The following is a 12684-nucleotide window of genomic DNA, read 5'->3' on the forward strand; positions in this document are numbered from 1 at the left end:
AAAGGAAGCTGTAGCGTCAGGCGAATGCGGTTTCCGTCGCGTCGGCGACGATCCGGTCGGCCTCATCGAGCGTCATGAAGGTTCGGTGCTGCCAGCGGGCGTTCGGCTCGGGGAAATCGGAGCGGAAATGACCGCCGCGACTTTCCTCGCGCGCAAGCGCGCCGGCCACGATCAGTTTGGCGGTCGTGACGATGTTGGCAAAGCGCAGCCGCGGCGTGTCGCGCTCCAGCGTTGCGATGGCGCGGGCGGCGGTGAGCAGGCCCGCCCGGTCGCGGATGACGCCGGCATGGGCGGACATGATGCGGCGGAGTTTTCGGAGTTGCGGGCTGTCCTCGACCGTCACGAGATCGTCGCTCTCGCCGGCATTGCCGGCCCAGTTGCCCTGGCGCGGCGCCGGCAGCATGCCCTGGATGTTCTCGGCGATGCGGGCGGCGAAGACGACGGCCTCCAGCAGGGAGTTCGAGGCAAGCCGGTTGGCGCCATGGACGCCGGTGGACGTTACCTCGCCCGCCGCCCAGAGCCCGTCGATCGAGGTGCGACCCTCGGCGTCGGTGAGGATGCCGCCCATGTGATAGTGGACGGCCGGCACGACCGGGATCGGCTGCGTCACCGGGTCGATGCCGGCCGCTTTGCAGGAGGCATAGACCGTGGGAAAGGCCTGCGGGAAATGGTCGCCGATGGCCTCGCGGCAATCGAGGAAGGCGCCACGGCCCGCGGCGACTTCGGCAAACACCCCGCGCGAGACGATGTCGCGCGGCGCGAGTTCGCCGTCGGGGTGGATGGCGCGCATGAAGCGGTGGCCGGCGCCGTTGACGAGATGCGACCCGTCGCCGCGAAGAGCTTCGGTTGCGAGCGGCGCGGGGTCGCGGCCGATGTCGATCGCGGTCGGGTGGAACTGGACGAATTCGGGATCGGCGATGATCGCGCCGGCGCGGGCCGCCATGCCGACGCCCTGCCCGCTCGCCTCGCGCGGGTTGGTGGTGACCGCAAAGAGATGACCGACGCCGCCCGAGCAGAGAACGACGGCGCGCGCCGGGAAGGAGACGCGGGTTCGCGACTGTCCGGCATCCGGCCGGGCGATGACGCCGGCGACGAAGCGGCCCTCGCGGATCAGATCCTCCACGACATAGCCTTCCATGACGCGGATCGAGGGCGTTGCCCGGACGGTGGCGATCAGCGCCTCCATGATGGCGCGCCCGGCCATGTCGCCCTTGACGCGGACGATGCGCCGCTCCGAATGCGCGGCCTCGCGCGAGAGCAGAAGGTGCCCTTCCAGATCGCGATCGAAGGGCACGCCATAGGCGAGGAGATCGTGGATGCGGGCCGGACCTTCCGCGACCATGCCACGGGCCATCTTCTCGTCGACGATGCCGGCGCCGGCCGCCAGCGTATCGGCCACGTGGCTGTCGATCGAATCGCCCGGGCTCATGGCCGCGGCGATCCCGCCCTGCGCCCAGGCCGAGGAGGCGCCATGGCCGATGGGCGCGGCCGCCAGCACCGTGACCGGGCGCGGACTGAGCTTCAGCGCGCAGAACAGGCCGGCGAGCCCGGCGCCGACGATGACGATGTCATCGATGCCGTTGAAGGACTGGGGACGAAAATGATCGGTCAGCATGGCAGTCTCCTCCGCCGCCTCCGTGAGGCCATCTCGCGTCTCGCAGGCCTCCGCCATCCCTCTTGTCTGAGACGACGGATGGCCTGGAGCGCTACTGCTTGAGGTTGATCATCCGTTCGACGGCCAGCCGCGCGCGGTCGGCGATCTCGGGATCGATCAGCACCTCGTCCGTCATGTTCAACAGGCTGTCGAGGATCTTCGGCAGGGTGATGCGCTTCATGTGCGGACAGAGGTTGCACGGCTTGACGAACTCGACGCCCTCGACCTCCGCCTGGATGTTGGAGGCCATGGAGCATTCGGTGACCAGCAGAACCTTCGGCGGGCGCTTGTCCTTGACGTAGGAGATCATGCCGGCGGTGGAGCCCGCGAAATCGCAGACCGCGATCACGTCCGGATGGCATTCGGGGTGGCCGATGATCTCGATGCCGGGATGCGCGGCCTTGTAGGCAAGCAGTTCGGCGGCCGTGAAACGCTCGTGCACCTCGCAATGCCCCTTCCAGGTGAGGATCGTCTTTTTTGTCTGCCTGGCGACGTTCATCGCCAGGTACTCGTCGGGGATGCAGAGGACGGTGTCGCTCTCCAGGCTTTCCACGATGGCCAGCACGTTGGACGAGGTGCAGCAAATGTCGGTCTCGGCCTTCACGTCGGCGGAGGTGTTGACGTAGGTCACGACCGGCACGCCGGGATAGCGCTGCTTCAACAGGCGGACATCGGCGCCGGTGATCGATTCCGACAGGGAGCAGCCGGCGCGGGAATCGGGAATGAGCACCGTCTTCTGCGGATTGAGGAGTTTCGACGTCTCGGCCATGAAGTGCACGCCGCACTGAACGATGATCTCGGCATCCACCCGCGTCGCGTCGCGGGCAAGCTGAAGGGAGTCCCCGACGATATCGGCCACGCAGTGGAAAATCTCGGGCGTCTGGTAGTTGTGGGCGAGGATAACGGCGCCTCGCTCCCGCTTCAGCCGGTTGATGGCGGCGACATAGGGCGCATAGACCGGCCATTCGAAGGCGGGGATGAAATCGCTGACCTTGCGGTAGAGATGCTCCATCTCGCGGGCAATCTCGAGCGTGAAGGCGAGGTCCGGCATCGGGCGCACGCCGAAGCGCTCGGCAGCCGTCGGCAGGTGCCGCGGCGCTCCATCGTCCCTTGAATGAACTGCCTGAGTCATGCCGTCCTCCCTCTCTGCCGCTCCACCACGACAGCGAATATACTCATAATGAGCATAAACGGGCCAAAACAAAACCGGCATTGCCGGTTCTGCTGAATTAGAAAGTTTTGTGACGGATATCAAGACGGCCGGATAGGCTTTTTATCAGGTCGAGCATAAGCGGCCGTCTCGGGCGGGTGCGTGTCACGCCATCGTCGGCCGGGTGACGGCTTTTTCCTCGATGGGCCAGTTGACGACGGCGGCGGCGAGGCCGAGGGCGACGCCGATCCACCAGACCGGATCATAGGAGCCGAAATGATCGTAGAGATAACCGCCCATCCACACGCCGAGGAACGAGCCGAGCTGGTGCGACAGGAAGACGATGCCGCCGAGCAGGCCGAGATGGCGCGTGCCGAACATGATGGCCACCAGGGCATTCGTCGGCGGCACGGTCGACAGCCAGAGCAGACCCATGGCGATGGCGAAGAGGATGACGCTCAGGGGCGATTGCGGCAGCAGGAGGAAAGCCGCGACGATGATCGAACGGCCGATATAGATCAGAGAGAGGAGATAGGGCTTGGAATATCGCTGCCCGATGACGCCGGCCGACAGAGAGCCGATGATGTTGAAGAAGCCGATGAGCGCGAGCGCGATGACGGCGTAGCGCGCATCGATGCCGATGTCGCCGATATAGGCGGGAAAGTGCGCGGTGATGAAGGCGATCTGATAGCCGCAGACGAAGAAGCCGGACACGAGCAAGAGGTAGCTCTTGTGACCGAGCGCCTCCTTCAACGCCTCGCCGATCGACTGTTTGTAGACCGACTGCTTCTGCGAGCCGGACGTGGCGTTGCCGCGCAGGGGAATGGCGACGAGCGGCACGACCAGCATCATGAGGCCGAGATAGACGAGGCTGTCGGACCAGCCGAAGGCCGAGACGAGGCCCTGGCTCAGCGGCGCGAACAGGAACATGCCGGCGGAGCCCGCGGCTGTGCCGATGCCGAACGCCATGGAGCGCTGCTCCGGCGTGACGTTGCGGGCAAAGGCCGAGAGGACCGTACCGAAAGACCCTGCGCCGACGGCCAGCCCGACCAGCACGCCGCCCCCGACATGCAGCCAGACCGGCGCCGTGGCGAAGGCCATGACGATCAGGCCGGTCGCATACAGCGCGCCCGACAGCGCCAGCACCCGCCACGTGCCGTATTTGTCGGCCATCGCGCCGAAGAAAGGCTGGCTCAGGCCCCAGCAGAGGTTCTGCAGGGCCATGGCGAGGCCGAAGGTCGTGCGGTCCCAGCCGAGATCCGCCAGCATGGGCAGCTGGAAGAAGCCCATGGCCGAGCGCGGCCCGAAGGTGAGCATCGCCACCAGCGAACCCGAGACGAGGATGAGCCACGGCAAGCCGCGGCGGGGCGTGGGCGTGGTACCGGGCGGGACGGCAACGGACGGGATGGCGGCGGACATGGTCGGGCTCCGGAGGGTGTGCCGTGCAGGCAAGGCAGGCTATGAAGACTAGGCGAGCGAAAGCAGGATCGAAAGTGAATTCGCGTGACGGACGGATCAATCGGATTGATCGGATGACGTCAAGGACACCGCTTCGTTCATGCTGCAACAGCGAACACACCAGTGTGCATTGCAACATAGGCTCGCAGGCTCTATGACGGTCCGATGACACTGCGCTCCCTGTTTCGTGCAGCCGCCTGGGCTGCCCTCCTCGTCCTGGTCTTCGTCACGGTCTCGCCCATCGGCTGGCGACCGCATACCGTCACGGAGGTCGGTATCGACCGGGCTGCGGCCTTTGCCCTGGCGGGCGCGATCTTCGCGATCGCTTATCCGCGCCGCTGGCTCTCACTCGCCGTGTTCCTCATCGCCGCCGCCTTCTTCATCGAGATGCTGCAATGGATCTCGCCGACCCGGCATGCAGAGGTCTCCGACGCGGTGGTGAAATCGATCGGGAGCGTGGTCGGCCTCGCGCTCGGCAAGCTGGCTCTGGTCGCCCGCCGCCGGTGGTTTTCCTCCGACGACCGGGCGCCCGACCCCGCCGGGCGAAAGATCAGCCGCGACGCTTCATAGGCCAGCGCTCGCTGCGGGTCGAAAGAATGCGGACGGGCGCCCCCACTGCGATGGGCCCCGTGCCGCGCGGCACCGCATTCCAGCCGAACAGGACGCCGGCCACCCGGCGGTCGGCCGACATGCGCTCCACGCGCAAGGCCTCGATCGGATTTCCACCCGTGCGCTCGCCTGTCTTCTGATCCTGCGTCGTCATGATGCAGCGGGTGCAGGGTTTGACGAGATCGAAGCGGATGCCGCCGATTTCGATCGCTTCCCACAGGTCCTCGTCCCATGCCCCGTCGTGATCGATGAGGATGTTGGTGCGGAACCTGTCCATGCCGACGCTTGGCTGGTTCAGCGACGCAAGCGTCCGGTTGAGAGCATCGAGCGAACCGGTCGTCGTGATCAGGATTGGAAACCCGTCGGCAAAACCGACGGACGCCGGCGCGCCCGCCCATTCCGCACCGACCGTGCGCTCGGCTTTGTCGTCCATGTGAACGAGGCGGACGGGGCGACCGAGCCAGGAGGACAGGGTCTCGTTTGCGGCATCGTCGGCGCAGGCCGCATCGACGCTGCTCGACCAGACGCGGACCATCATGCGCCGGTCGCCGGCAAACCGCACCGACAGGCTGGCATCGCCCTTCTGCAGATCGACACCGCCCGCCTGCGGCACGGCCGAAATCTGCGCCAGTGTCTGGCATTCCCGCTGGGTGATGAACGTGCCCTCCGGATCGACCAGCATGAAGCGGCGGTCACCGGCAAGACCGTCATACCCGACATCGGCCTCATCGACAGGCATCGCCCGACCGCTCTTCAGCGGATGGATGTTGAGAGCTGTGACACGGGCGTCCAGGGGTATCTGGGAACTTTGCGGCATCTGGGCGGTCCTCCGACGGCGGCTTGGTGCATCCTTCTAACCGCCGAAGGATCACGCCGTCGATGGCATTCTTCCGTTCGGGTTTCTTGATTGCGCATCTCTGGGGTGCGCGTCTCTCGTGTGGGCCTCCCTGGCCTGCGTCTCGCCGGGCAGGGCCAGACCATCGCCATGGCCTGCGCGCTGCCGTTTCCAGCTCTCCACCAGCCAGCGGCGGGCCGGGTCCTCGACCAGATGATAGGAGAAGGTGGCAAAGACGACGGCGATGCCGACGGCCAGCACGACCGAGACGGCACCGGGCAGGAACATGCCAAGGGTCTTCATCGACAGGAACATGACCGGCACGTGGAAAAGGTAGAGCGAGAAGCTGATCTTGCCGAGGAACCGCAAGGGCGGGCTCGCGAGCACGGCTCTCGACAGGGTGTGTTCCTGCGCCGTCAGGAAGACGATGACGCCCGCCGTGACGGCCATGACCAGTCCCCAGCCGTCCTGCTGGTCGCGCCACATCAGCATCTTCGACAGGAAGACGAAGCCGAGCAGCGCCAGGGTTGCGATGCCGACGGCCGGGCCCGTCGGCCGCAGGCGCCCGGATGCGAAGAGAAGACCGGCGGCGACGCCCGACAGGAAGAAATGAATCTTGGAGGGCAGCAGGATGCCCGGCCCCGGGAAATCGAAGACGGCATCCAGCATCAGGCACAGGGTCAGGAACAAGGCGAGAAACCGGTACTTCCGCGGATTGGAGAGGCACAGCCAGACCAGCAGGAAGAAGAAGTAGAACTGGATTTCCGGCGGCACGGACCAGAAGACGCCGGACGAGCCGAGCAGGACGACATGCCGGAGGATCTCCACCGGACCCTCGATCGGATGGATGTAATCCAGGCCCGGGACGGACGACAGGAACACCACGAACAGCACGGCGACGAGATAGACCGGATAGATACGGGCGAAGCGGTGCAAGAGATAATCGGTGGCCGCCACCCGATCGATCGGGCGCGCCGCGTAAAGGCTCGCCATGAGGAAGCCGCTGAGCGCGAAGAAGATCTCCACCGCCTCTGCGCCGATGTTCAGCGAGAACCATCCCGGCAGATGCGGATACAGAAGAGCGACGTGCGAGACGACCACCAGAAAGGCGGCGATGCCTCTCAGGCCATCGAGGCTCGCAATGTGTCTGGTGGCGCGCATGGACATCCCGCTGGCAGCCGTTTCCGGTCACGTCGTGAAAGGTGAAGCTCCCCGACACAACATCATCGCGATGACACCAAGTCAAATATTCGCGTCTCCTTTCAGAAGTCGCGGTTAACGCTTGAACAGGCGACGACGCTGGATACGGCGCTTGTCCGGATCAGCCGATTTCCTGCATCAGCATGTCGACGACGGTGCGCAGACGCTGCTGCCGTTCCCCGGCCATGCGCCGGCCGCTCCCGGTCTGGAAATTGGCGGCAAGTTTGAAGAGCTTGACCTCGAAATGATCGAGCGCGAAGGCCTTGTCGTCGAGCGGACGGTGCTGGGCAAGGGGATCGACCGGATCGTAGAGACCGCTGCCGAGACGCCCGGCGATGTAGAAGCAGCGGGCGGCACCGATCATGCCGATCGCATCGAGTCTGTCCGCATCCTGAAGGATTTTTGCCTCCAGCGTTTCCGGCGGAATGCCGGCCGAGAAGCTGTGCGTGAGGACGGCATGGGCGACCGCATCGATATCGGATGCGCTCCAGCGAAGGCCTGCCAGAAGCCCGCGGGCCTTCTCCGCCGACAACCGGGAGGCGCTTGCGCGGTTGGGCGCGTTCTTCTCCACCGCCACCCCGTCATGCAGCAGCACCGCCGCGCACAGCAGACGCAGGTCGCCGCCCTCCTCCGCCTGCAGGCGGCAGACATTGCGCCAGACGCGGATCAGATGCGCCGCATCGTGCGAGCCGTCGTCACCCGCCGCTCCTTCGGCAAGCAGTGCCTCGGCCAGATCCTCGAAAGGGGCGAAGGCGGCGGTGAGGCCGGGTGAGGACATAGCCTCGGACTGTCTCCCGGTCGGCGTCATAGGCCTGTTCCCGCCGACGCATCGTCGGCCTGTTTCGGCCGCGATGTCAGGACTTTCTGGTAGAACAGCCCGATGCCGATGAGCACGAGGCCGAGGCCGATGAAGGACAGGGCCCGGAGCAGTCCTTCCAGATTGGCCATGTCGAACAGGAAGACCTTGAGCACCGTCACGAAGACGAGCACGCCGGACACGATGCGCATGACGCGGCTGTGGAAGCGAAGGCTGGCGACGAGCAGAACCACGCCGAGGACGAGCCAGACGACCGAATAGGTGTAGGTCTCGCCCGCCAGGAAGCCCTTCCAGTCGGCAATCCCCGGCCCCTGCCAGGCACGGCGCACCGACAGCGTGGCCCAGGCGAAAGCCAGCAAAGCCGCAGCCGTCGCGAGGGCTGCGACGAAGACCGGCGGGCGCCGGCCGACCGCCACGCGCGCGAGACCGGCATAGGCAAGACCCGGCAGGAGATAGCCGATCAGCAGGAGATCGAACAGCGGATAGGGGCCGAGCATCTCGCCGGTCAGATAGGGGTTGAGGACAAAGAGATGGGCCGACAACGTCATCAGCAGCGAGAGGACGCCGAGGCCGATGCTTCCATAGCGCAGGAACGAGCCGGGACGGCTAAGATCGAGCCGCATCAGGATGGCGGAACCGCCGATGACCAGCAGCGTATAGATCGACTGTTCGGCGAGCGACGGCGCCCCGCCCTGCAACTGGCCGCCATTCATGGCGTGACGCACGAGGATGGCGAGCGTCAGCAGGGCGAATAGGCTGGCGATGGCCTGCAGCGCGTTACGTAGCCGGTCGGACGGCCAGTCGCGCAGCGCATAGGCCGACCAGAGCGCGAGCAGCGCGGGAACGCCGTAACCCGGCAGCAGCGCGTTGAACACGGGCGTGCGGCCAAGGGCAAGCGGTCCGACGATGGTCGGCTCCCAGCCGATGCGCGCGAGCACCAGAACGAAGCCGAGAGCGCCGACCCATGGCAGCGCCACCCAGTTGCGAACCTTCGTGGCCGCGATGAAGGCAGCGGCGAAGACTGCCATTGCGAGCACCGTTCCCAATCCGTCCGACAGCGCGTGCGCGGCAATGACGAGATGGCCGAGCGCGCCGGCCAGCAGCAGCCCCTGCGCCACCGGCGGCAGGCGTGCATCGCGGCGGGAGAACAACTCCGCCAGCGCGAGGAAGGCGACCGCGGCGACCGTCGCAGCCAGGCCATGCAGCGGATCGAAGGCATAGGTGCCGAGGATCAGGAAGGAGAGCCCGACGCAGGCGACCGACGTGACGGCCGCCAGCCCTGCCCACAGCATGGCGAAGCGCGCTCTTCCGGAATGACGGTGCAGCGCGAAGGCGCAGAGCGCGATGAAGATGGCCGCGAGGCTAAGCGCCGCAAAGGACGACGTCGAAAACGGCCGGTCGGCAACGACGCCGATGCTGGAGAGTTCCAGAAGCTGCGGCAAGGTGGCGAGCGTGGAGACACCGAGCACGGCCATGAGACCCGCTGCCAGCGCGGCCGAAACGGCGCGCACGCGCAAGGCGCCGAGGAGGCCGAGGGCGGCGGTGACCGCCAGGAATTCATAGGTCGGATCGCCGATGGTTTCCGTCAGCGGCCCGATGAGCGAGAGGCCGGTCATCAAGACGGCAAAGGCGCCGGTGAGAATGATGGGCGCATGACGCGGCAGCAGCAGGCGGCGCCAGGGCGCGGCGCGGCGCGGCGGCACGGCGGCGGGGCCTTCGGCTGGGACGTCGGCGATCTCGCCGGTCGGTTCGGTTGGCTCCCGGACAGGATGGTCGTCTTCGACGGTCTCGGGCTCCGCATCGTCGGCACCAGCCGGCCACACGAAAGCATGACCGAAGATGAGGACGAGCAGCGAGAGGGAGACCGGCAGGGTGACGGCCGGATCTGCCGCGATCAGATAGACCGTGCCCCAGAGCGCGAGGCCGATATTGGCGAGAGCCGGCACGATGCGCCAGCGACCGATCCGTGCGGTGGCCATGGAGGCGAGCCACACCAGCGACAGGAAGGCAAAGAGGCTCCAGGGAGAAGGATCGTCGGCATCGATCAGCAGCGGCGTCACGAGCGAGGCGGCGAGACCCAACCCCGCCAGCGCCTGTCCGTGGCGCAGCGACAGGAAGAACACGAAGAACGAGACCAGCCCCATGAGAACGAAGGCGGTCGTCGGTCCGATGAACGCGTAGACCGCATGCGCCGCAAAGATCGCGCCGAGGATCGTCACAGCGCCGGCCGCGGTCAGGATGCCCGGGATCATGGCATTGCCGAACCGCCGCGCCCCTTCGACGGAGCCGCGCCTCAGGATCATCTCGCCGCCCGCCATCAGGGCAGCGCCGAACAGCGCGGCCAGCACGAGCCGCACGGCGGGGCTCAACAGCCCGGCGTCGATCGAGACCTTGACCAGGAAAATACCGCCCAGCGCCAGAGCGATGCCGCCGACCCAGACGGCCCAGCGCGCGCCGAGCCAGCTTTCGAAGGATTCGCGCGGCGTCTGCGGCTCGGTTTCCGGCGGCAGCGCGGGCGGCTCCCCGGCCTCCAGCGTCCCAGGCTCGATCACGGCCTCGCTTGCCGTTGCGCCATCGGCCTCGTTGTTCTCATCCACCACCACGACCTCCGTCGCCGCGCCTGCCGCAAGTGCGGCTTGCGGACGGTCGGCGGAGAGACGCGCGACCTCGGACTGGAGGAAGGCGATGTCGCGGGTGAAGCGCTCCTGGGCCTGGCGGGTCCGGGCAAAGGCCAGAAACGAAAAGACGAAGGCGGCGAGGACAAGGAGGTCGGTCATGGGTACCCGTCATACAGACCCTGCCGGCAGCGGCCGACGGAGGCGATAAGGAAAGACGGCAACTTATCGTCATTGCCGCGGAAACCAAGACGGGCGCGGCGTTAATCTCGCGATCGGAGGCTAATCGTTTGAAAGAGAGGGGATGCCACGCGGCTTATCCCCTGCCGCGGTGCCCGTCTCCGAAGCATCCGGCGCGGGGGGCAGCGGGGCGAGCGCCTTCAGCGCGGCTTGTACGAAGCCGTTTCTGGCAGCGGACACGTCGATGCCACGCGGCTCGTAGACATGCCGGTGCAGGAAATATCCCGTCATGCGCAGCGCATCCTCCAGGCTTTGCCGATCGGCCGCCCTCCCCTCGAGCGACAGAAAGGGCGGCAGCGCGAACATGCGGTCGGCATAGGGCAGTCCCGCCGTGCGGCTGACGGCGCGGCCGGATTTCGGCGAAACGAAGGCGAGATCCTCAAGCGTTCCCGTCGCCGCGCAGCGGGCGAGATCGAGCCCGAAGCCGAGATCTTCGAGCACGGCGATTTCGAACCGGACGAACAGCTCGCCGGCATCGCGCGGATCATGCAGATGATCGAGGATGACGGACAGAGACGTGAAGAGGTGCGGATGCGGATCGCGCTCGGGCAGAAGGCGCAGCAGCGCCGCCATCGCCTGTACGCCATAGACCGCGGCCGCCGTTTCCATAAGGCGGGCCGCACGCAGTTCGAGCGGCTCCATCCGGAACTCGCCGAGATGCTCGTCCAGGCGGGCGCGCCATGTGACCTCCACCGCATTGCCAGGCTGCAGCACGGGCTGCATCGCGCGCGACCGCCCGCCCCGGACCAGACCGAGATGACGCCCCCGCGCCCGCGTCATCACCTCGGCGACGACGGACGTCTCGCCGTGACGTCTCACGCCCAGGATTATAGCCTCATCGGTCCATTGCATGGCCGGGTTCTACCCGCGTTCTGCTGATTTTTCAATCGTGCGTCGGAGCGTCCCCAGAGCGACAGAGAGAAAAACGGGACCGAGATTCCGAAAACGAAGCACCGTTCAAATTTTAAGCATCCGGGAAAGCGGCCCGTAAAATCTCGCTGCTAGGGTGATCGCACAGGAAACGAAAAGCGCCAGACACGGCGCCGGTTGGAACCGCCGAGATGCGCTTCATCGAGGCGCCAGAAATGGAGAACAGTATGATCAGACATCTCATCTTGGCCTTCTCCGTAACGGCATCCATGATGGTCCCTTTCCAGGCGGTCGCTGCACCGCTCGGCGAACTCTCCCGCGGGGTCGGCTTCGTGAACCCTGCCCTCTATCTCCAGCAGAAGGGCCCGACGCTGGCGCCTTTCGCGCAGATCCGCTTCTGCCTGCAGAACCCCGGCGACTGCGAGGTCGGCTCCAGTGCGGCCATCGTCACGCTGACCTCGGAGAAGAATGCGGAGCTGCAGCGCGTCAACCGCGCCGTCAACGGCGCGATCATCCCCGTCAACGACCGGAGCGGCACGATGGGCGATGTCTGGCAGGCCGATGTCTCAGCCGGCGACTGCGAGGACTTCGCCCTCACCAAGAGACGCAAGCTGATGTCGCTCGGCTGGCCCGCCACGGCACTGCGCATCGCCGTCGCCCGCACCCGTGAAGGCGAAGGTCACGCTGTCCTCGTCGTCAAGACATCCGATGGCGATCTCGTCCTCGACAATCGCACCAGCCGGATCCGGCCTTTCCGCCAGGCGGGCCTCTCCTGGATCAAGATCCAGTCCGGCGAGAACCCCCGCCTCTGGTTTGCTCTGTAAGGCCGGCACCGGATAGGCGGTTGACAATCTTCGCTGCAGCGCACAATTTAACCATGAATCGGTGGCATTTTACCGGTTCACGTGAATTTGCTCGCAGCGGTGGTCCTTATGGAAACAATGAATCTGACATCGAAGATGATTTCGTCGGCGTCTTATGACGTGGCGGCAAGTGCTCTGCTGATCAAGTTGAACGACGGCTCCGTCCGGCGCATCAAGGCGCCGCGGATCATGTACGAGAACCTGATCTCGGCCGAGTCTCCCGGCTGGTACTATATGCGCCATATCCGGCCGCTCAAGTAACACGGATACGGTTCTCACGCGAAGCGATGGCGTCGGCTCTGACAGGACCGACGCCATCATGCGTTCTGGGGCATGTTTCCTGTGTCCGCTCGTCGCCTCGATCGGTTGCCGC

Annotated in this window: 11 protein-coding genes; 3 read left to right on the top strand and 8 right to left on the bottom strand. The window is 66.1% G+C overall.

Features of this window, described 5'->3' with window-relative positions; all coding sequences use genetic code 11:
* Window positions 1–16 precede the first annotated feature (16 nt).
* The 3 genes from C8J36_RS07235 to C8J36_RS07245 all read right to left on the bottom strand — a co-directional run bounded on the left by C8J36_RS07235 (window position 17) and on the right by C8J36_RS07245 (window position 4223).
* Complete coding sequence (locus tag C8J36_RS07235) at window positions 17–1615, bottom strand: L-aspartate oxidase (protein ID WP_132533693.1); 1599 nt, start codon at window positions 1613–1615, stop codon at window positions 17–19.
* 91 nt (window positions 1616–1706) lie between these two features.
* Window positions 1707–2786 carry a quinolinate synthase NadA gene (gene nadA, locus C8J36_RS07240; protein ID WP_132533695.1) on the bottom strand — a complete coding sequence of 360 codons (1080 nt, stop codon included), beginning with the start codon at window positions 2784–2786 and terminating at the stop codon, window positions 1707–1709.
* A gap of 183 nt (window positions 2787–2969) precedes the next feature.
* Window positions 2970–4223, bottom strand: coding sequence for an MFS transporter (locus C8J36_RS07245; RefSeq protein WP_132533697.1), 1254 nt, complete (start codon window positions 4221–4223; stop codon window positions 2970–2972).
* Between the two features lie 204 nt (window positions 4224–4427).
* Between C8J36_RS07245 and C8J36_RS07250 the strand changes: the two genes are divergently transcribed.
* Window positions 4428–4832 carry a VanZ family protein gene (locus C8J36_RS07250; RefSeq protein ID WP_062594800.1) on the top strand — a complete coding sequence of 135 codons (405 nt, stop codon included), beginning with the start codon at window positions 4428–4430 and terminating at the stop codon, window positions 4830–4832.
* On the opposite strand, the gene C8J36_RS07255 is transcribed toward C8J36_RS07250, so the two are convergent.
* The 5 genes from C8J36_RS07255 to recO all read right to left on the bottom strand — a co-directional run bounded on the left by C8J36_RS07255 (window position 4813) and on the right by recO (window position 11430).
* Window positions 4813–5688 (bottom strand): MOSC domain-containing protein, encoded by an 876-nt coding sequence (locus C8J36_RS07255; RefSeq protein WP_132533699.1) that lies wholly within the window; start codon window positions 5686–5688, stop codon window positions 4813–4815. The two genes, C8J36_RS07250 and C8J36_RS07255, sit on opposite strands and share 20 nt — an antisense overlap.
* Before the next feature lie 51 nt (window positions 5689–5739).
* Window positions 5740–6867 carry an acyltransferase gene (locus C8J36_RS07260; RefSeq protein ID WP_165914977.1) on the bottom strand — a complete coding sequence of 376 codons (1128 nt, stop codon included), beginning with the start codon at window positions 6865–6867 and terminating at the stop codon, window positions 5740–5742.
* Window positions 6868–7027: 160 nt separating this feature from the next.
* On the bottom strand, window positions 7028–7684 hold the full coding sequence (locus tag C8J36_RS07265) for an HD domain-containing protein (protein ID WP_132533703.1): 657 nt from the start codon (window positions 7682–7684) through the stop codon (window positions 7028–7030).
* Window positions 7685–7710: 26 nt separating this feature from the next.
* On the bottom strand, window positions 7711–10500 hold the full coding sequence (locus tag C8J36_RS07270; protein ID WP_132533705.1) for a DUF2339 domain-containing protein: 2790 nt from the start codon (window positions 10498–10500) through the stop codon (window positions 7711–7713).
* A 120-nt stretch (window positions 10501–10620) separates the two neighbouring features.
* Window positions 10621–11430, bottom strand: a complete 810-nt coding sequence (recO, locus tag C8J36_RS07275; RefSeq protein WP_132533707.1) for a DNA repair protein RecO — start codon at window positions 11428–11430, stop codon at window positions 10621–10623.
* Between the two features lie 245 nt (window positions 11431–11675).
* Between recO and C8J36_RS07280 the strand changes: the two genes are divergently transcribed.
* Together C8J36_RS07280 and C8J36_RS07285 are read left to right on the top strand one after the other, a co-directional pair.
* Complete coding sequence (locus tag C8J36_RS07280; RefSeq protein ID WP_165914978.1) at window positions 11676–12272, top strand: transglutaminase-like cysteine peptidase; 597 nt, start codon at window positions 11676–11678, stop codon at window positions 12270–12272.
* 108 nt (window positions 12273–12380) lie between these two features.
* Window positions 12381–12572, top strand: a complete 192-nt coding sequence (locus C8J36_RS07285) for a KTSC domain-containing protein (RefSeq protein WP_082477113.1) — start codon at window positions 12381–12383, stop codon at window positions 12570–12572.
* Window positions 12573–12684 lie beyond the last annotated feature (112 nt).

It is taken from the genome of Rhizobium sp. PP-F2F-G48, assembly GCF_004342335.1.
Classification (GTDB): domain Bacteria; phylum Pseudomonadota; class Alphaproteobacteria; order Rhizobiales; family Rhizobiaceae; genus Ferranicluibacter.

What these genes read in the sequence shown, in the direction of transcription:
- C8J36_RS07235 (WP_132533693.1), bottom strand. Translation starts at nt 1,615, where the DNA reads ATGCTGACCGATCATTTTCGTCCCCAGTCCTTCAACGGCATCGATGAC.
- nadA (WP_132533695.1), bottom strand. Translation starts at nt 2,786, where the DNA reads ATGACTCAGGCAGTTCATTCAAGGGACGATGGAGCGCCGCGGCACCTG.
- C8J36_RS07245 (WP_132533697.1), bottom strand. Translation starts at nt 4,223, where the DNA reads ATGTCCGCCGCCATCCCGTCCGTTGCCGTCCCGCCCGGTACCACGCCC.
- C8J36_RS07250 (WP_062594800.1), top strand. Translation starts at nt 4,428, where the DNA reads ATGACACTGCGCTCCCTGTTTCGTGCAGCCGCCTGGGCTGCCCTCCTC.
- C8J36_RS07255 (WP_132533699.1), bottom strand. Translation starts at nt 5,688, where the DNA reads ATGCCGCAAAGTTCCCAGATACCCCTGGACGCCCGTGTCACAGCTCTC.
- C8J36_RS07260 (WP_165914977.1), bottom strand. Translation starts at nt 6,867, where the DNA reads ATGCGCGCCACCAGACACATTGCGAGCCTCGATGGCCTGAGAGGCATC.
- C8J36_RS07265 (WP_132533703.1), bottom strand. Translation starts at nt 7,684, where the DNA reads ATGTCCTCACCCGGCCTCACCGCCGCCTTCGCCCCTTTCGAGGATCTG.
- C8J36_RS07270 (WP_132533705.1), bottom strand. Translation starts at nt 10,500, where the DNA reads ATGACCGACCTCCTTGTCCTCGCCGCCTTCGTCTTTTCGTTTCTGGCC.
- recO (WP_132533707.1), bottom strand. Translation starts at nt 11,430, where the DNA reads ATGCAATGGACCGATGAGGCTATAATCCTGGGCGTGAGACGTCACGGC.
- C8J36_RS07280 (WP_165914978.1), top strand. Translation starts at nt 11,676, where the DNA reads ATGATCAGACATCTCATCTTGGCCTTCTCCGTAACGGCATCCATGATG.
- C8J36_RS07285 (WP_082477113.1), top strand. Translation starts at nt 12,381, where the DNA reads ATGGAAACAATGAATCTGACATCGAAGATGATTTCGTCGGCGTCTTAT.